The sequence below is a fragment of the Methanothermobacter tenebrarum genome (assembly GCF_003264935.1).
In the GTDB taxonomy this organism is placed as follows: Archaea; Methanobacteriota; Methanobacteria; order Methanobacteriales; family DSM-23052; genus Methanothermobacter_A; species Methanothermobacter_A tenebrarum_A.
Map to the genome: position 1 here is coordinate 19382 of NZ_QLOE01000008.1, position 18529 is coordinate 37910.

The following is an 18529-nucleotide window of genomic DNA, read 5'->3' on the forward strand; positions in this document are numbered from 1 at the left end:
AATCGATGGTTTATATTCTGTTGGGTACTCTCAGTTTTGGTGGTAGTGCTTTGATTTTTGCAGGGGCTCCTATAGCAAGTGACCATGGTGGAACGTTCCTTGTTACAACGGCACCAGCAGCTACTATAGCCCCTTCTCCAACCTCAATATTTGAGAGAAAAGTCGTGTTAGCGCCTATGGACGCCCCCTTCCTTATTATAGGGCCTCTGAGTTTATATTTAACCCTTACGGGGTATCTGTCATTGGTGAAACAAGCGCATGGTCCTATGAAGACATTATCCTCGATATAACTTTTTTTCGGCAAGTAAACATTGGATTGTATGCTCACATTATCCCCGATCTTGGAATGTCCCTCTATGACAGTATTAGTACCTATAAGGACATCATCTCCAATTGTTGTTTTCTCCCGGATCAATACATTATGGCCTGTGCGTAGATTGTCTCCAATGGTCACATCATTATAAATAACAGTATTAGATCTTATAAGGGGGTTTTTACCTATAATCGGGGGCTTGCTGAACTTCTTATAACCATAACCTATTATTATATTCTCTGTCTCCCTTTTACGGATCCATTCTTCCTCCCTATCCCCGAAAAGAAGGCTTCTAATATCTGGCATTACAATTTCACCCATTCTTTCCAATAAAACCTAGTGGCACCCCAAGTATCTGGGATCCGATTTATTACCTATCATCCCCTTATTATATTATATGGAGTCCTCATATTTAAAGAAGATGATAGAAGAACTTAGAGAAGAGATAGGCCATGAAAGGGTTGATGTAAACATCAAGGAGGCCATTTTTAACAAGAGAAAAGATGAACTCATCATAATAGCCCCTGACAGGTCAGATAAATCCGCTATAATAGGAAAGGGTGGATGGGTTGCGGGTAGGCTTAAAGAAGCCCTTGGAGTTGGCAGAGTCCATGTTGAAGCCTATACCGATATAATCCTGAAAAAGTATAGGATAAAACTTTCACTAGATAAAATAGAGTCCTTAATAAAAAAGGGAATATTCCCAGACCAATTAAAGGTTTTCAGGGATCTTCTCCAAGAAAGGCTGGATAAGATCCCAGAATTCGATCTCTTGGAGTATAAAATTGAGGACTTGAAAGGAGAGGCTATAGTAGCATTATCTGGTGGAGTTGACAGCAGCTTTTCCACAATAATCGCAAAAAACCTCGGTTTTGAAATAAAAGCCGTGACAGTAGACCCTGGGAGCATAATATTACCAAGACATGTTAAAGAAAACATAAAAAGACTATCCAAGACATTGAAAATAGAACACGAATATATTAAGGCCGATTTTTCAGATATTATAAAAGAGGCCCTTGAGGGGAAATTCCACCCATGTGGAAGATGCTCCAAGAGGATAAATGATAAAATATTAGATTATGCAAGGGATCAGAATATTAAAATTGTAATATTCGGCGATTTACTACCCACATCATCCCAGGCTGTAAATCTGGGAGATGATATTCTGAGGCTGAACCTCCCAGCACTCCTCGCAGCATCTAAACAAGAAGTAAAAAGGGTAGTCTCGCAATTCAATATCAGAGGATACGAAGTTTTTGGGTGCCCCCTCCTCGGAGAAGTGCATAAAAAATTCCCACACCTCAGACGATACTCAATACAGAGGATACTAAGGGAGACACGCGCCGGAATATTAGAACCTGGAGAGGCGCTAACCCTTATCCTAGGCCTATTCAAAGAACTTTAATATACCATAGACAATCAAGAAGATACCCACGAGATAACCTACAAGATAAGGGTATATGATCATTAATATGCCTATAATTATTGCAAGAATTCCTATTACGCGGGGGTCAGTTTTCGCTTCCATACAATATGATAAGATAATAGGATATATATATAGATTATGATGAGGTTATTGATTTAAGCTCATTTTTAATATAGGTTTTCAATTTTTTGATAGACTCCTCCACCATCCTCGGGGAAGGACCCCCTGGGACATTCCGCGCCTTGACATTTTCCATGGGGTCAATGACTCTTCTTATAATATCATTATCTAATCTGAGTTTTTCCCCGGTGACCTCCTCACTAATCTTGTCCAGTAGGATAGTATCAACATCTAATAGACTTAAACCTTCATTTATAAGATGGTTGATGAGGCGTCCCACTATTTGATGAGCTGTCCTAAAAGGGATTTTCCTCTCTTTCACAATAGCATCTGCAAGGTCTGTTGCCGTGGCGAAATTGGAAATCGCAAGTTCGAAACCCCTCTCCTTGTCCACTTTAACCGTCGATAACATCCTCCTAACTATATGGATCATGTCATAGCATGTCTCAACAGCATCCCAAAGATGTGGTGTGACCTCTTGAAGATCACGATTATATGTATATGGTAGACCCTTTAAGATCCCAAGGACGCCCATAAGATTACTATAAATGTTTGATGTTCTGGCCCTAGCTATCTCAGCAACATCCGGATTCTTTTTCTGGGGCATTATAGATGATGTTGATGAGAATTCATCAGCCAATTCTATCAAATTGAACTCATAGGTGCTCCAGAGTATTATCTCTTCACAGATCCTGCTCAAGTTCGCGGCTATCATTGAAAGGTCGAATATGGTCTCTGCTATGAAGTCTCGGCTACTTACAGCATCCATTGAATTTTCCATGTAATCACTGAATCCTAGTAATCTTGTTGTAAGTTTTCTATTTATTGGGAAGCTAGTTGTTGTCAAGGCCGCGGAACCCAAAGGGTTAACGTCGACTCGACTATAAGTGTCCTTTAGACGTTCATAATCTCTTTTAAATGCATGGGCATATGCGAGTAAGTGGTGTGCGAATGTGGTGACCTGGGCGTGTTGAAGGTGTGTGTAACCTACTATGATTGTCTCTTTATGGTCTTCAGCCATCTTAACTAAAAGTTGCATGAAATGTAAGAGTTCTTTTTGTATTTCTCGTATTTTTTCTTTGAGGGCGAGTCTGAGGTCTGTTGCTACTTGGTCGTTTCTTGATTTCCCTGTGTGCATGAAACCGGCTTCTTCCCCCACCCTTTCCGTGACATATTCTTCTATGGCCATGTGGATATCTTCGATTGATGGATCCAAATTGAGAGCTTCTATACCCTCTTTTTCAAGTTCTTCTAGGACTTTTATTATCCTATTGGCGGTTTTTTCGCTGATTATCCTCTCTTGGGCTAGCATCCTGGTGTGGGCTATGTTACATTTTATATCGGCGTGGAATATGTGGTGGTCGAATTCTAGGGATGATGTGAATTTGGCAGCTTCTTCATCCATCCTTTTTTGCAGTCTGCCGCCTCTAAGGTTCAATTATCCTCCATCCTCTACCTGTTCTTCCATTGGGTGTACCCACATTTTCCACACGCGTATCTGTCCCCATGGTCGGCCATGAAAACTCCGCTTGAACATCTGGGACAGAATGGGTTTTTCCTCTTGATCTTATCCTCTTTGACTTCATATAATTTATATTTGCTCATTCTTCTCCCTCGGTTTCCATTTTCTCCTCTAGGTTCTTTTCTATGACATGTTTCTGTTCGATCTCTTCTAGTGCTTTTTTGTCCTGGTAGAGTTTAGCATATCCTTTGGCTTTGCCTTCTCCAAAGTATGGTTTTAGGGCGTCTACAACAAGGAGATCCTTATCAGAGTTTAGCATGGCGACTAGTTTCTTTTTAACTTCGAGTATTTTTGGTGTTGGCTCTCCATGATATAAGCATTCAAATTTTATCTCAGTCCTTGAAAGGAGCGGGTTTTCCTTTTCATCTGTTATTTTGATCTCCATCTGCTCTTACCTCCTTGAATTCTCTAATTATATTTTCTGCTTTTTGCTTCATCTTTTCTGCTTTGATTAGGACAACACCCTCATTGGGTTGTCCATATAATATAATAGCATCTGCTGGTGCTAATATGATTGATGGTAAAACTGCAAGGTCCTCCTCGCCATCTACTATGATAAGGAAATTATCCCCAGATTTGATAGCCTTTTTTATAGTTGTCCAGAGTTCATCTGTTATGGTTCCAGGGGGATTTTCACATTTTAGGATTTTAGCATCATATCTAATCTTGTAATTTGAGGCTTTCCTCTGAACCCGATTATCTATTATAGCTAAGCGGGGTTTTAAACCTGCCTGGAGTAGTCTATGTGTTGTAACATCACCCACTGAGATTATAAATGCACCCTCTGGTATGGGCGCCTCCATGGGTGAAGGGTATAATCTCCCAAGAGGTTCCTTTAATTTTCTCCTTAATCTCCTTGGTAGGATTAACACTTTATCTGACCCTCAGCGCATATTCACCAGGTTTGTTAATTGATAATTCCTTGGCTATCCGGGACTTTTCAGGGTTGATTATGATTAGCACTCCACTCCAATTAGTGGATGTTAATCCTCCACAATCTGGGCAACGTTCTTCTTCTGTAATCCTCTTACATTTAGTGCAAGCTTTGAGTGTCATTTTTTACTCTTCCTCTTCTCCTCTTCAATCCATTCAAGCCTTCCAAGTCCTGGCTGTCTCATGGTGAGGCCTATCTTTATCTTCCCTTCTTCTTTAAGGCTTAATGAGACTATCCTGGCCCTTACACGGTTGCCTTCTTCGAGTCTCCTGTTAGTCTCTTTACCGACTAGGACGCGCTTCTTGGCATCATATGTTATGAAATCATCTGTAACCTGTGAAACATGGACTAGACCATCCATGGGTCCTATCCTGACGAATGCACCGAATTCCGCTATCTCGATCACTTCACCCTCTACTACTTCCTGGAGTTCAGGTTTGAAGAAGAGTGCGTTGAATGTTACTTCATGGTAGGCGGCCCCGTCACCCATTATAACCTTGCCTACTCCTATGTTTTCTATGTCTATTACTGTGAGCATCTGTCCAAGTTTCTTATCTATTTTACCTACATAGGTTTCGTTGAGTATGTCAAATGTAACCTCCTCTAGGGGCTCTTCAAACCGGTGTGGTGGTATTCTAACCGTGTCTATGATTTTTGTCTTATAGTACAAGGTATCCCCCTATCCAAAACTTTATTCTGGGTATTTTTCTTTATATAATTCTACTGAGTGGGTGACCGCATCTAATGCTTTTTGCCGGCCTTCCCATCCTATTATCTCGGTATTTTTATCTTCGAGTTTCTTGTATTCCTCGAAGAAGTGGGCTATCTCTTTTAGAATGTGTGGGTGGATGTCACTGATATCATTCACGTCATTATAATGGGGGTCTTTGACTGGTACTGCGAGTATCTTATCGTCCTGGTCGCCGCTGTCAATCATCTTCATCAGTCCTATTGGCCTTGATTCGATGATGCAACCAGGGAATGTAGCCTCGTCTATGAGTACGAGGATGTCCATCGGATCCCCGTCGTCGTATAGTGTCTGTGGTATTATACCATAATCTGCAGGGTAGAAGAATGGTGAATATAATACCCTGTCGAGTGAAAAGGCTTCTAGGTCCTTGTCATACTCGTACTTGTTCCTTGAACCCTTCGGTATTTCGATTATGGCATATACAACCTCGGGGATTGATGGCCCCGGTTTAATATCCTTCCAGAGATTCATATTCTACTCCTCCCATTATCCATTTTTTTATGTGATGTATCCGTTGATGGTGAGATATTTTTTCTGTCGTAGGTAAATGACTGGCACGCCTTTTCTGCGCGCCTTTTTTCTAAGTTCTTTATCATTTGTGCATAGTATATCTGATAAGCGTATTAGCGCATCATCCACGCTTTCACCCTCATTCAGGGGGAGGTTGACGATTTTGAAAGGTCCTGTTTTCGCTAATTTGAGGGCTATTCGCGCGGCGATCCTATCCTTCCCCTTGGATTTCATTTTAATCTTTTTGAGTTCGTCTATTACGAATGATGGGATGATAAATTCGCCATTGGGTGCTATTTTCTCCAGTTCAGAGATGATATCAACCTTGAACTGGAATGGTATCATAAAAAATTTGTGTCGATGATGATCCTATTTGATGATACCATATCCTATCAGCCTCCATCTTGCACCTACCCGCCTTGATAATGCTATTCGCTGACCATCCTCTGCGCAGGCTGGTAACTTTAATGTGATATCAGCATCGTTTTCCCTCGCAGAGGTTACAATACCTACTGTGGTTGTTGTCCCCACGTTGATCATAAGGGGTTCATTTGTCCTTATAGGTTCAACCTTTGCCTCTTCCTCTGTGCCAACGATCCTCTCTAATAGGTGTGTTTCAATGGTGAGATTGTGTCTAACAGGTGGTAGTGTGTCTGGTTCGCCCACCACTGAACCTGATAGGGAATCTGCTTTTGTAAGTGATGGATCTAATTTTGTACCCACACCTACAAGGCCTCCTGGTCCAACTTCTTCCATTGGCTCCCCACCTGCAACTAACCCGACTATCTCTGAATAGAGGCTGTTCCATGATGCTCTACCATCCTTTTTGACTTGTATTCCAGGTTTTATCTCTATTTCGTCCCCGACCCGGAATTTGCCCTGTATCAGTGATCCGCCGATAACCCCACCCTTTAATTGGTCCGGGGTGGCTCCTGGCTTGTTTATATCAAAAGAACGGGCTACGTACATCCTAGCCGGTTTTTTAAGATCCCTTTTAGGCGTTTTAATATTTTCTTCTATTGCCTGGATTAATATGTCGATGTTAGCCCCTTGTTGGGCTGATACGGGTATTATCGGCGCATCAGCTGCACATGTGCCCTTCACGAACTCTTTGATCTCCTTATAATTTTCTATGGCCCTTTCCTTTGATACTATGTCTATCTTGTTCTGGACTACGATAACATCTTTAACTCCTATGACATCGAGGGCCATGAGATGTTCCTTTGTCTGTGGTTGGGGACAAGGTTCATTAGCTGCTATTACGAGTATTGCACCGTCCATGATAGCGGCGCCGGATAACATTGTCGCCATGAGTGTTTCATGGCCTGGAGCATCTACGAATGATACTTTCCTTAAAAATTCTGTCTCGGAACCGCAGTATTCACATTTTTCCTTTGTTGTGTAGGATTGGGGTGGTGGACAATTGGGACACTTCCTAAAGGTTATATCCGCGTATCCTAGGCGGATGGATATTCCCCTTTTAGTCTCCTCGCTATGGGTGTCTGTCCACACCCCTGATAGAGCCTTTGTGAGTGTTGTCTTCCCATGATCGACGTGCCCTACAAGGCCAATATTTATCTCGGATTGTTTTTTCACAAGGATACACCTATAAGTTTTTTTATTCTTCCTCTGAACTTATAAGTTCTTCTAGGGGTTTATCACCCCTTTTAGTTACTACGGTATTTATTTGAACGATATCCTCGGATATAACGTTACCCCTTAAGGTTTTGCGTCTTCTTTCACCCTTGCGCTTTGGCTTGTAACCTGGGCCGGCCGAGACTAGACTTCTAACCCGTCTGGGGCCTGGTATATCCTTTCTCATTGGGAAACCGTCTTTATCGCTTCCACCGGTTATTTTTAACTTGTAACCTTTTAGTCCGATTATTGAACCTTCGAATTCGTCCCCTATTGCGAGTCCTATGAGTTTTCTCTCCTGTGAGGGGTCTGTTTCCATTTGGATGCTTTTTTCTTTATCGGAGATTACTATTTTGAAAGGCACTGTAATCTTCCCTCCCATAACTATTTTTGGATCCCCCATGTTGGGTCCATTTTCCTTTTGATTTCAGCTATTTCTTGGAGCGTATCATATTCGTCTTCTGTAAGATCGTTTTTGAGTTTGTCTATGAGGATTCTATAGTGTTTCTCTGGGATGTCAACGTAGAGTATGTCACCTTCATGGACGTTCCTCCCGAATATGGCGTCACTTATTGCCATTGCTAATTTCTGCCCGACTTTAGCGGATTTTCTGCTTTCGCCCTTGTCTTGCATGCTAGCTACTCTACCAAGGGATTTGCCTTCACTTGTCATAAGGGGGTAGCCTTGTTTTATGGTTCCGGCGAGAACTTCTATACCTGCTATGGCTGGTTTGCTCTGTCTAAACACTAACTTGGGTATTATTCTGATCTTAGCAGGTCTTATGATGGTCTCCATCCATTTTTTCTTCCTTTTCTCCTTGATTTCCTCCATCCAGTCCTCGTATTCTTCCATTAATTTGTAGATTACATTCCCCTGGAATAGTTTTATCTTTGAAGCTTTGATTTCTTCCATGGCAGAGGGTAGAACTTTTACATTGAAGGCTATTATAACACCATAGAGTTCGTTTTCTTGTTTTGCGATCTGTGCATTGACAACGTCTTTCCTTGAAACATCACCTATATCAGCAATTTTTATAGGCACTTTGATATCTTCTAGGAGCTTTATCATGGCTTCAAGGGAACCTAGAGTGTCGGCTTTGACGATTATGCCTTCATCTTTTGTGGCTATCTTAACATCCTCTATCTCTTTTTGTAGTTCATCCTTTATAGATTTTATATCATCTCGTATAACCCTCAGGGGCGAGCCAGGGATAACATCATCTATATTCGGGGCTACTATTTTTATACCCGCGGCCGCCACAACCTCATCTACTTTCTGGAATCTTCTCCGGGTTTCTCTCATCTCTTCAAGGGGTCTTGGCTTTAGTAGTGATCTTATCCTCGTTATTATAATATCATCTACGGTTACTAGGGCTATCTGGTCGTTCTCCCTGATTATACCATCATAGATAACCGCGTCTAATGTTGTCCCCAGTCCTTTTTCCTCTTTGACTTCTAGTACTGTGCCCTTGGCTGGTGCATTGGGTTCTATCTCTAACTGTTTTTTGAGGTATTGTTGTGCAAGGCCCATGAGCATTGTTAAGAGTTCTGGGATGCCTTCACCTGTCTTTGCACTTATGGGTATGATGCTTACTTGGCTTGTGAAGTCTGTTATCCTGTCGAAGCGTTCAGATGCGAAACCTTCCTCGTGGAGGCTGCCGACAAGCTCATATACTCTTGTTTCAAGCTTCTCTTGGACGTTGGCAGCTTGTAATGGGAATGTGTCCATGAATGGCATGTCCTCGTGGACTTGCCATCCGGGGATTTTGTCTATTTTGTTCGCCGCGACTATGAATGGTGTCTTGTACATTTTGAGGATGTTTAGAGCCTCATAGGTTTGGGGTTTGAAGCCTTCGTTGATGTCCACGATTAGTATGGCTAAGTCTGCTAGTGCTCCGCCCCTTCTCCTGAGGGTTGTGAATGCTTCATGGCCTGGTGTGTCAATGAAGAATAGGCCTGGTAATTTTTCTTTTATGGAGAATCTTTCAAGGAATTTGCCACATATCTCTTTTATTGTTTCTATTGGGATTTCCGTCGCCCCTATGTGTTGTGTTATGCCCCCGGCTTCTTTGGTGGCGATGGCGGTTCCCCTAATATGGTCTAGTAGGGTTGTTTTGCCATGGTCCACGTGGCCGAGGACTGATACTATGGGCGATCTTATTTTCATTTTGTTTAGTCTCCAGGTTCGTATATTATTTTTTCGTCTGGCATGGTATAATCGTAGATTTCATCTTCGTTGAAGAATAGTTTTATTTCCCTTTCGGCTGATTTGGGCGAATCTGATGCGTGTATTATGTTTCTTCCTGTGTGGAGTGCGAAGTCTCCTCTTATGGTGCCTGGGTCTGCTTCTTGTGGGTTGGTGGCTCCGACTATCTTTCTTGTCAGTTTTATGCTGTTTTCGCCTTCTATTACTAGTGCCAGTACTGGTGCCGATGTTATGTAGTCTATGAGGTTGTTGAAGAATGGTTTGTTTTTGTGTTCTTGGTAGTGTTCCATTGCTAGTTCTCTTGTGATTTGTAGCATCTTGGCAGCGACTATTTTAAGTCCTCTTTCTTCGAGTCTTGTTATGATTTTTCCTGTTAGTCTTCTTTGGATGGCGTCTGGTTTTAACATTATGAATGTTCTCTCCATTTTATATCACTATTTTTTCTTTGTGACCCATTTGGTTTTCCTGGGGACTCTTTTGAGTTTTAGCATGTTCTTTTCGCATTTGCTGCTGCAGAAGAAGTATACTGTACCGTCTCTTTTCACAAACATTTTCCCGGTTCCTGGTTCTATTTCTTGGTTACAGAATGAGCATGTTCTCATAGGCTTTACACCTTAGGGTGCTTTGATTTCTTTGGCTTCTCTGATGGTGTCCAGTAGCATTAGTATGTCGCCTTCTCTTACTGGTCCCATCACGTTTCTTGTGAGTATTCTGCCTTTGTCTCTTCCTTCTAGTATTCTACATTTTACTTGTAGTACTTCCCCTGTCATCCCGGTCCTTTTTAGGACTTCGATGACTTCTGCTGGGGTTGCTTCTTCCAATATTATCACCTATGCTATTTTTTGAGTTCTTCGACCTTCTCTATCACTTCTTTTATTAGTTCTTCTGATTCTCCAGGGTCTATTATGCATGCAGATGCTGAGGGCACGTTTAAGCCAGCTGCTGCTCCTAGTTCGTCTTTTGTGGGTAAGTATACGTATGGTATTTCTTTTTCTTCTGCCAAGACTGGTAGGTGGGCTACTATCTCTGGCGGGTCAACATCCTCAGCTATTAAGATGAGTTGTGCAACTCCCCTTTCAACTGCTTTGGTGACCTCATTGGTCCCCTTAGCTATCTTACCCGTGTCTCTCGCTATCTCTAACGCCTCAACGGCTTTGTCAGCTAATTCTTTTGGCACGTCAAATTTTACATAGATTGGCTTTGCCATAAAATATTACCTCCTTTTTCATCTGGTCTTTTTTTCTTGATACCATCCATCGGCAATACTCTGAACTGGTGAGTACCCTTTTATATTAATGGGAATATATAAAATTTTTCTAATAAAAAAAATTAGAACTGAATAATATTATTCTAGTTTTATCATTTATAAAACTTTCCCCCGGGAAAAGAAAAAATGAAAAAATTAAGAGAGTTTATATCCTTTTAACGGCCAATTCTATGTCCTCTGCCTTAACAGTCTTTCTACCGGCGTGTTTTGCGAATTTTATGGCTGCTGCTGCTATTTCCTCACCTTTTGCTTCTAGGGCCTTTGCTAGTGCTTCTCTTGCATCATCACTAACTCTCTCGGCACCGGCATTTTTTATGATTCTCCCAATAGGGGCTATTGGCAATTCCATAACCAACCACCTCAATTTACAAATATGATCTATTAAACTACTTCTATATAAATATATCGCCGATCATGCAAATTCTCTCGGCCAACCATGAACTTTTTGCCCATGATATCAAAATATATTATCATCCAAGATTTCATAAAAAACAATAGACTATAGGAGAGCCCAATGAAAAAAGAAACAACCAAAAAATACAAATCTACATAGAACTCGTCTTTCCACCCATAACCTCCAATAAACTGCTAATATCAGCTTCAACTTCCACTGGCTCTTCACAGGCCCTTATAGCAGTGTCAGGATCCTTCAAGAGGTGGCCGGTTGCTATGCAGACAATCTCCTCTCCCCTGTCAATCTCGCCTTCATCCAACAACCTTATAAGGCCTGCTATGGAAGCTGCTGAGGCAGGTTCAACGCCTATGCCCTCCCTTCTCGCCAAGAGCTTCTGAGCTTCCAAAATCTCCTCGTCACTCACAGACTCTGCGAGTCCTTCAGACTCATAAATGGCCCGAAGAGCTTTACGATAACTCACAGGAGCCCCTATACGTATAGCTGTTGCAACAGTTTCAGGGTTCTCAACAACTTCTATCTCCATCTCACCCTTCTTAAAAGCTTTAACGATAGGAGAAGCACCCTCAGCCTGTATACCAACCATCATAGGCCTCTCATCAATAAAACCGGCCTGGTAGAATTCGCTGATACCCTTCCATATCGCGGATATGTTACCAGCGTTACCCACAGGTAATATAATGCGATCAGGAGATCTCCAACCCAATTCATCAACTATCTCAAACCCAATGGACTTCTGACCCTCCAAACGGAAAGGATTCACAGAATTAAGAAGGTAGACTTCACCCATCAAAGCCAATCTAGTCACAGCCTCAAGAGCCTCATCAAAATTACCCTTCACAGACAAAACCCGGGCACCATGAAACATGGCCTGGGCAAGCTTGCCAAGAGCAACCTTACCCTGGGGTAAAAGCACTAAACAGTCAAGGTTGGCCCTCGCAGCATACGCAGCCAATGAAGCTGAAGTATTACCTGTTGAGGCGCATCCAACACTCTTAACCCCCAACTCGAGGGCTTTGGTTATACCGACACTCATACCCCTATCCTTAAAGCTTCCTGTTGGATTAGCACCCTCAAATTTAACATACAATTTCACCCCAAGGTCTTTGCCTATGTTATCACATTTTATAAGGGGTGTTCCACCCTCCTGGAGTGTTACTATTTTTGATTCATCAACTGGCATGAACTCTTTATACTTCCACATTGTTTCTTTCCTACCCTCGAAAACATCCTTTGAAACCTCAGGTTCTATTATGACCTCGAGTATAGAACCGCACTCTCTACAAGTGTATATTATCTCATCTAGGCTGTACTCCATTCCACATTTTATACACCTTATCATAACCTCAACCCATAAAACCTTTTATTATATAATATAATGATAGTGTGAGCTCTGATTCGATTATAGCCGCTATAAATATGAGTATAACAGCTATAAGGAGTATGACTAATGAATCCTTAAATTCCTTCATGTTCTCATTTAATGATCTTTTCAATTTCACAGTGAATGGCCCTGAAATTTTTATAAGATCCCCTATAAATTGTATGAGGAAACTTGATAACTTGAAACCAGCCACGCTAGCAATTATAAGACCAGGAATTTCAAATATGCCATGGGGCGCCACTAATAGGATGAAATCAACCATTGGAACCTTTGTGGCGAAATATCCCATAAATAATCCGTTAAGCGCGAGGAATAAGCCAGTGAAGATGCCCAAAGACAAACCACCGAGATACAATAATATGATGGCCTGCAAATTATGTGAGAATATGGAGAATATGGTGATACCCTCTTCTATGACACTCTTCTTAAACTCTCTCATGATAGGGGCTAGAAGAATATCTAGAAATCCTGAAAGGAAGTATCCTATAAAGAATGCTCCTACAAATATCAGCGCGGATATGATAAGATAGTTTCTATTTTCCCTATAAAGTTCTATGATATTCATGATTGCACCTTGTCAAGTATGGATTCTGCGATTTTCTCGGCTCTTTTCCTCTTCTTTGAAAATTCTTCAAAAAATCTCCGCATATAATCTGCGACATTATTTTTACATTCACCACACATAAGCGTGCCGTTCCTACAATCCTCATACATCTTTTCAAGCTTTTTATCAGAGCCTAGCATATGATATAATAGGATCTCATATACTATACAATCCTCTGGAACCCCGCCGAGTCTCCTCTGCTCCTCTAAGGTTTCCCTCCCACCAGTCTTAGCATTTCTGATCTTCCACTCGATCTCCTCAAGGGAATCTGTTAAAAATATTGCGCTGGCTGGTTTGCTGCTTGACATTTTACCTCCAGTAAGACCCCTCATAAACCTATGATAGGTGGAAGAGGGGAGGATGAAACCATACCTTTTCTCAAAACGGGACGCTATATCCCTCGTAAGACGTATGTGAGGGTCCTGGTCAGGCCCCACTGGTACAAGGGTTGGTCTTGGACCCCCATACTCCTCTAATTGGGGGTGTAGTATATCAGCGACTTGTATAAGCGGAACATAAACATGTGCCATGTTAGTCGAACCAGTGAAACCATATATGGCCCTTAACTCGTTAAAGTTAACCTTTTTTGCGAATATATAAGCGAGATCCTCCACTACAAGATTCTCAGATTGCAAATATACGTGAATGTTATCCTTTGTAAGGTCTAGGCCCAATGCTATATAATTACTTATATATTCTTTGATTGCGAGTTCCCTTGATTCCTCAAAGTGGATGTCGCGTGCAGAATAGGATTCCATATCAGCTATTGGAATGTAGATTTCTGCTCCTTGTTCATCATACCAGATGAGCTGGTCAACTACCATCTTATGTCCAATGTGCATCCTCCCACTGGGCATCATCCCAGTTACCACTGCGAAATCTCTTTCCTCATCCATGGCTGTGAGTATCCTCTCATAGTCCCTGTGGCCGAATATTATACCCCTTCTCATGAGCCAATGAGGATCCTTTATCTTATCTATGATTTCTTTGAAGGGTTTTATGCCGAAGTTTTTCATTATCTCATTGTATTCTAGTATGCTTGAACTCCATGGGTCTATCATCCTCTTCCACCCTTTATGGTCTGATCCATTCTACCATGTAGTAGGTGATGTCTTCTTCGTCATCAACTACTGCAAGGATTAGTTTTTTTCTCACGCCATGGGCGACTCTCACATAACTTGAAAAATCTAGGATTTTAAGGTTTGTACTTTCATGTAGTATCCTTATAAGGTAACTTGAATGATCCTTAGTTGGGGTTTCGCCCCTTTCATATACTCTGAATTCTGAACCATATTTGAAGCCTGTTTTTACTATGTAGCCCCTGTCTCGGAGATCCCTATAGACTATGAATTTCTGGTATAATCCGCGCCTGTTTAGGATGGATATGAGCTCATTGAAGCTTATCTCTTTGTCACCATCCCATATTGTGAGTTTGCCCTTTCCTTGTAGGTAGGCTGCCTCCACTAGTGAAAGTTTTAATTGGTCGCCTTCTAGGTTGCCATAGTGGCTTTTCTGGTTTAGGCGTAAAGCCGTGGGATCCCCTTGTACTGTTACTGTGTTACCTGCAAGTTGACCATCCAAGCCTTCTCACCCTCTAATAGTGTGCTTCTGCAAGGTCCTTTTCTTTTTTCCCCATTTTCTTCATTAACTCGTATATTATACCATCTAATATTAGGAGGCTTGTATCCTCATATAATGTTCCAAGGGGTACTTCATCAGTTTGATTCCCTTCACTTATCGCCTTATTGTAATCTCTCCATGGCCCTACATCTATTATGGCCTCAGATAATCCCTTTGCAAGTTCTGATTCTGCATTTGCTGTCACTCCAATGATCTTAGCACCTTTATCTTTCAATCTTTGGGTTTCTTTTACTATGCAGCTTGTACTCCCAGAACTTGAAATGACTATAATAAGATCTTTTTTCTTGGGTGATATTGTTGTAGAGTCTCCGATTACATGGACATTTAGTCTTAGTTGTGCTAGTCTCATTGCAAATGCTTCACCTACTAGTTTTGACCTGCCACTTCCCAGTATAAATATGGATTTTGATTTTGCGAGTAGGTTCAGGATCTTATCTAGGTTTTGGTATTCTTCTTTGATTCTTTTCACAACATTTTGTGTATGTTCTATTATCTTTTCTATGGTTTCATTGAGATACATGGGATTCCCCTTTAGATGTTTGTTATCCTTATGCCAGCATTTTTTATCTTATTTTTCATGTTTAGGTTTATGAGTAGTGGTGTTATCTTCTCGATTATCCTAGCATTTTCCAAGGGTCCGCAGTCTATACCTCTGACCCCTGGTATTTTCTCTGCAAGTTCTATCACAACCTTCTTGGCCTTTTCATCGTCTGATGTTATGAGGCAGTCGCATTCTACATCCTCTTTGAAGTTTAGTAGGCTATAGGCGCTTATGTTGTTAAATGCTGATACTACGGTCGCATCTTCTAGGAATTTCGCGGATCTTTCAGCGGCTGAACCATCCCAGAGGTCAAGGTATTTTGCACCGGAGCCGCCGATTGAACTTTCAAGGGGTACTGTAGCATCTATAAAGATCTTATCCTTTACATGCTCTTTTATAGACTTTAGGGTTACCATCTGAGCATGTAATGGTACTGTTAATACTATGAGATCTGCTAGTCTGGCAGCGTCCTCATTTTTCATACCCTCCAATTTCAACCTGGGATCCCCTGTCATCTCCTTTATCTCATCCACGGTATTCTGGGCTCTTTTAGCATCCCTAGAGCCTATTATAACATTTTCACCCGCCATCGCTAATCTTAGGGCCAATCCCATGCCCTGGTCTCCGGTTCCGCCTATTATAGCAATTTTCCCATCCATTGTACATCACCTTAGATTAGGTTTAATTTTTCAAGGAAATTTAAACTTTCAATTAACTCATCTTTACTCTTCACTTCAATTGTTAAGATACCATCATATCCCTTAAGGTTCTCGAATACTTTAGGGAAATTTATGCTCCCTGTTCCGAGGGCGTTATGGGAATCTTCTATGCCATCGTTATCTGAAAGGTGTATATGGCCTATTAGTCCCATTTTAATGTCTTTGATTGTGTGACCCATTGTGTGGGCGTGGCCTATATCAAGGGTGGCCATGATTCCAAGTTCCTCTACTAGTCTTTGTAGTTCTTTTAAGTTATTGTAGAGGTATTTTTCCATTCTTGGCATGTTTTCGAGGCAGAGTGTCACGCCCAGATCATCGGCATAATTTTTAAGTTCTTTGAGGGATTTGAAATTATATTCTAATATTCTATCCTTGTATACTCTTGCAAGGAATGGTACACTACCTGGGTGTAATATTAATTTGTCTGAGTCTAGGTGCGCTGCCAGGTCCAGTGAGGATTTTATCTCCATTATTGATGATCTTCTTATCCTATTGTTGGGGGAGGCTATGTTAACATCAGAAATCGGAGCATGTACTATGTATTGGAGGGAGTATGAGCCTGTTAGATCCTCCTCTATCCTATCCAGTGGGTATTCGTTGATTATTTCACAATAGCTGATCCCGAGTCCTTCTATGTATTCCAAGGTGACATTAGGTGGTGCTGGGTGCAAGGCCAATGTTGAAACTCCAAAATCCAAAGAATACCCCCATATTATGTTTCCGATCTTACACGGGCTTTTATTGGCACGCCCTTTTTAACCGCATCTAATATCATCTCTGCCAATTCAATATCCTTTTTTATCTTTATAGTACCCCTTTTACCTACGGTGGCCGTGAACAAGTATTCTTCATCTATTAGTATATCATAGGATACTCCTATAGAATCTTTACCAAATTCTAGTACCACATAATTCCCAGATATATCCACTGGGACTTTTATCAGACCCTTTTCCTCTACCTTTTTGAGTGGTTCTATGTTGATGCTTATTCCTATATTATTTTCGATCTCCTCGATGGTTTTACCCTTCTTGCCTATAATCTGGGGTATATATTTTTCCTCAACCCATACTCTCGCCCTCTCATCAGATTCGAGTTCTACCTTGAACTTACCAGGGGGTAACCTTTTGCTGAACTCCTTTTCAATTTCTCTCTCAACGATTAACTGGGCTGGAGTTTTCCTTCCAGCTACAGTAGAAACTTCCATCACTATGGTCTGTTCACCATAAGTATAAATCTCATATACTAACTCTCCTGTTTCAAAGTCTCTGATTTCTATAACTGGCCTTGCAAGGTCTGCCTCCACCATGCCAGTTGGCACTTTAACTGTTAATGAAATGTCATAGACTGCTTTTATCTTCCCATCTTCGATGAAGATGGTTGTATCTACTATTGAGGGTATCATTCCAAGTTCTACTCGTCCTATTATCCTCTGGATGGCGTCTATGGGTCTGGTGGCGTGGACCACACCCACCATGCCCACACCTGCAAGGCGCATATCAGCGAATATCTTAAAGTCTCTTGTTTTCCGCAGTTCGTCATATATTGTGTAGTCTGGTCTTACGAGGAGTAGTATGTCCGCGGTTTTTTGCATGTCCCTTTCTATTGGGGCGTATTGTGTTATTTCATCCCCTACTTGTAAATCCCTTGGGGATTCCATAGTTTTGACTATGGCGTTCATCTCCTTGCTGAAGAATTCGGCAACTGCCTGGGCAAATGTGCTCTTCCCAGCGCCTGGGGCCCCTGCGATTATTATACCCTTGGCCGTGTCCCTTAAACGTTCCATTAGTTCGTCTGATAAACTATAATCTTCGAGTGAAACCTTTGCAACTGGTCTTACAGCTGTTATCTCCATGGCCTCTGAGAATGGGGGTCTTGCAATGGATATTCTATATTCGCGGAATTGGACGACTGTGGCGCCTTCCATTTCTATTTCAATGAAACTTTTCAAGTCGCTCTTGGCCCTTTCAACTATTTCACGGGCCATCCTATGGATTTCTGAACGTTTAAGTGGTTTGGACCCTATCTTGACAAGTTTTATTTTCCCTGGTTTTCCCTTTTTTGCCATGGGGACAACGTTCTCTTTTAGGTGGACTGACATTGTGTCTTTGTCAAAGTATTTGCTTATTTCGAGTTTATCATATTCTAGGACTTCTGGTTGTATGTATACTACTTCTAGTCCTTGTGCCCTTGCAACTTCTGCTTGTACCCTGTCACTTGTAACTAGTAGGGCATCATGTTCCCTGGCTGTGCTCCTTATCATGGCATCTATTTCACCACCCTTTGCAAGGGCTATCTCGTCTAATGTGGGTCTTCTACCAACGAAGGTTATGGAGATTATATTCTCCTTACTCAACTTTTGCAAGTTTTTAAGCTCCTCTAAACCGTTAAATCCCGTTTCACGGCCCCTGTTCGCCTGATATTCTAGTTCTGAGACTACTGCCTCTGGTATTATAACTTCGCTTCCTTTGAATTCTTCTTCTTGTACTATGTCTGTGATTCTACCATCCACGATAACGCTTGTATCTGGGACTATCCTCATACTATA

27 protein-coding genes are annotated in these 18529 nt (G+C 41.6%); 1 reads left to right on the top strand and 26 read right to left on the bottom strand.

Annotated features, from left to right (window positions below; translation table 11 throughout):
* Positions 1-10: 10 nt before the first annotated feature.
* Positions 11-634: an acyltransferase gene (locus DPC56_RS06375; protein WP_245923947.1), complete on the bottom strand. Its 624-nt coding sequence runs from the start codon at positions 632-634 to the stop codon at positions 11-13.
* A gap of 76 nt (positions 635-710) precedes the next feature.
* On the opposite strand from DPC56_RS06375, the gene DPC56_RS06380 reads away from it, so the two are divergent.
* Entirely contained in the window at positions 711-1718 is a 1008-nt protein-coding gene (locus DPC56_RS06380) for a 7-cyano-7-deazaguanine synthase (protein WP_112094247.1), read from the top strand.
* On the opposite strand, the gene DPC56_RS06385 is transcribed toward DPC56_RS06380, so the two are convergent.
* From DPC56_RS06385 to DPC56_RS06505, 25 genes are all read right to left on the bottom strand, one after another.
* Positions 1701-1841: a DUF3096 domain-containing protein gene (locus tag DPC56_RS06385; RefSeq protein ID WP_112094248.1), complete on the bottom strand. Its 141-nt coding sequence runs from the start codon at positions 1839-1841 to the stop codon at positions 1701-1703. The genes DPC56_RS06380 and DPC56_RS06385 overlap by 18 nt on opposite strands.
* A gap of 34 nt (positions 1842-1875) precedes the next feature.
* The gene (argH, locus tag DPC56_RS06390; RefSeq protein WP_112094249.1) at positions 1876-3297 is read right to left on the bottom strand and encodes an argininosuccinate lyase; all 1422 of its coding nucleotides are present in this window, start codon (positions 3295-3297) and stop codon (positions 1876-1878) included.
* Positions 3298-3311: 14 nt separating this feature from the next.
* Complete coding sequence (locus DPC56_RS06395; protein ID WP_112094250.1) at positions 3312-3464, bottom strand: 30S ribosomal protein S27ae; 153 nt, start codon at positions 3462-3464, stop codon at positions 3312-3314.
* Complete coding sequence (locus DPC56_RS06400) at positions 3461-3766, bottom strand: 30S ribosomal protein S24e (RefSeq protein ID WP_112094251.1); 306 nt, start codon at positions 3764-3766, stop codon at positions 3461-3463. Before DPC56_RS06400 ends, DPC56_RS06395 begins: the two co-directional genes overlap by 4 nt.
* Positions 3744-4253, bottom strand: a complete 510-nt coding sequence (locus DPC56_RS06405) for a GTP-dependent dephospho-CoA kinase family protein (protein WP_112094252.1) — start codon at positions 4251-4253, stop codon at positions 3744-3746. The genes DPC56_RS06400 and DPC56_RS06405 overlap by 23 nt, the downstream gene beginning before the upstream one ends.
* Position 4254: 1 nt before the next feature.
* Positions 4255-4437 (bottom strand): transcription elongation factor subunit Spt4, encoded by a 183-nt coding sequence (gene spt4 / locus DPC56_RS06410; RefSeq protein WP_112094253.1) that lies wholly within the window; start codon positions 4435-4437, stop codon positions 4255-4257.
* Positions 4434-4985, bottom strand: a complete 552-nt coding sequence (rpoE, locus tag DPC56_RS06415; RefSeq protein WP_112094254.1) for a DNA-directed RNA polymerase — start codon at positions 4983-4985, stop codon at positions 4434-4436. Before rpoE ends, spt4 begins: the two co-directional genes overlap by 4 nt.
* A gap of 21 nt (positions 4986-5006) precedes the next feature.
* Positions 5007-5537 (bottom strand): inorganic diphosphatase, encoded by a 531-nt coding sequence (locus DPC56_RS06420; protein ID WP_112094255.1) that lies wholly within the window; start codon positions 5535-5537, stop codon positions 5007-5009.
* A gap of 27 nt (positions 5538-5564) precedes the next feature.
* Positions 5565-5921 (bottom strand): type II toxin-antitoxin system VapC family toxin, encoded by a 357-nt coding sequence (locus DPC56_RS06425; protein ID WP_112094256.1) that lies wholly within the window; start codon positions 5919-5921, stop codon positions 5565-5567.
* A 24-nt stretch (positions 5922-5945) separates the two neighbouring features.
* Positions 5946-7172 carry a translation initiation factor IF-2 subunit gamma gene (locus DPC56_RS06430; protein WP_112094257.1) on the bottom strand — a complete coding sequence of 409 codons (1227 nt, stop codon included), beginning with the start codon at positions 7170-7172 and terminating at the stop codon, positions 5946-5948.
* Between the two features lie 22 nt (positions 7173-7194).
* Positions 7195-7575, bottom strand: coding sequence for a 30S ribosomal protein S6e (locus tag DPC56_RS06435; protein ID WP_112094302.1), 381 nt, complete (start codon positions 7573-7575; stop codon positions 7195-7197).
* Positions 7576-7595: 20 nt separating this feature from the next.
* Positions 7596-9377, bottom strand: a complete 1782-nt coding sequence (infB, locus tag DPC56_RS06440; RefSeq protein WP_112094258.1) for a translation initiation factor IF-2 — start codon at positions 9375-9377, stop codon at positions 7596-7598.
* 5 nt (positions 9378-9382) lie between these two features.
* The gene (gene ndk / locus DPC56_RS06445; protein ID WP_112094259.1) at positions 9383-9841 is read right to left on the bottom strand and encodes a nucleoside-diphosphate kinase; all 459 of its coding nucleotides are present in this window, start codon (positions 9839-9841) and stop codon (positions 9383-9385) included.
* A 9-nt stretch (positions 9842-9850) separates the two neighbouring features.
* Positions 9851-10018 (bottom strand): 50S ribosomal protein L24e, encoded by a 168-nt coding sequence (locus DPC56_RS06450; RefSeq protein ID WP_112094260.1) that lies wholly within the window; start codon positions 10016-10018, stop codon positions 9851-9853.
* Between the two features lie 12 nt (positions 10019-10030).
* The gene (locus DPC56_RS06455; RefSeq protein ID WP_112094261.1) at positions 10031-10237 is read right to left on the bottom strand and encodes a 30S ribosomal protein S28e; all 207 of its coding nucleotides are present in this window, start codon (positions 10235-10237) and stop codon (positions 10031-10033) included.
* A gap of 14 nt (positions 10238-10251) precedes the next feature.
* On the bottom strand, positions 10252-10623 hold the full coding sequence (rpl7ae, locus tag DPC56_RS06460) for a 50S ribosomal protein L7Ae (protein WP_112094262.1): 372 nt from the start codon (positions 10621-10623) through the stop codon (positions 10252-10254).
* Between the two features lie 205 nt (positions 10624-10828).
* A complete protein-coding gene (locus DPC56_RS06465) occupies positions 10829-11032 on the bottom strand; it encodes a histone family protein (RefSeq protein WP_112094263.1) in 204 nt (67 codons plus the stop codon).
* Between the two features lie 196 nt (positions 11033-11228).
* A complete protein-coding gene (thrC, locus tag DPC56_RS06470) occupies positions 11229-12437 on the bottom strand; it encodes a threonine synthase (protein ID WP_112094264.1) in 1209 nt (402 codons plus the stop codon).
* 4 nt (positions 12438-12441) lie between these two features.
* Positions 12442-13044, bottom strand: coding sequence for a stage II sporulation protein M (locus DPC56_RS06475; protein WP_112094265.1), 603 nt, complete (start codon positions 13042-13044; stop codon positions 12442-12444).
* Positions 13041-14144 carry a tryptophan--tRNA ligase gene (locus tag DPC56_RS06480; RefSeq protein WP_112094266.1) on the bottom strand — a complete coding sequence of 368 codons (1104 nt, stop codon included), beginning with the start codon at positions 14142-14144 and terminating at the stop codon, positions 13041-13043. Before DPC56_RS06480 ends, DPC56_RS06475 begins: the two co-directional genes overlap by 4 nt.
* A 13-nt stretch (positions 14145-14157) precedes the next feature.
* A complete protein-coding gene (endA, locus tag DPC56_RS06485) occupies positions 14158-14664 on the bottom strand; it encodes a tRNA-intron lyase (protein ID WP_112094267.1) in 507 nt (168 codons plus the stop codon).
* A gap of 13 nt (positions 14665-14677) precedes the next feature.
* Positions 14678-15244, bottom strand: a complete 567-nt coding sequence (locus DPC56_RS06490) for an SIS domain-containing protein (RefSeq protein ID WP_112094268.1) — start codon at positions 15242-15244, stop codon at positions 14678-14680.
* 11 nt (positions 15245-15255) lie between these two features.
* Positions 15256-15924, bottom strand: a complete 669-nt coding sequence (gene npdG / locus DPC56_RS06495; RefSeq protein ID WP_112094269.1) for an NADPH-dependent F420 reductase — start codon at positions 15922-15924, stop codon at positions 15256-15258.
* 11 nt (positions 15925-15935) lie between these two features.
* Entirely contained in the window at positions 15936-16682 is a 747-nt protein-coding gene (locus DPC56_RS06500; protein WP_112094270.1) for a sugar phosphate isomerase/epimerase family protein, read from the bottom strand.
* A 14-nt stretch (positions 16683-16696) separates the two neighbouring features.
* The gene (locus tag DPC56_RS06505; RefSeq protein WP_112094271.1) at positions 16697-18523 is read right to left on the bottom strand and encodes a PINc/VapC family ATPase; all 1827 of its coding nucleotides are present in this window, start codon (positions 18521-18523) and stop codon (positions 16697-16699) included.
* Positions 18524-18529 lie beyond the last annotated feature (6 nt).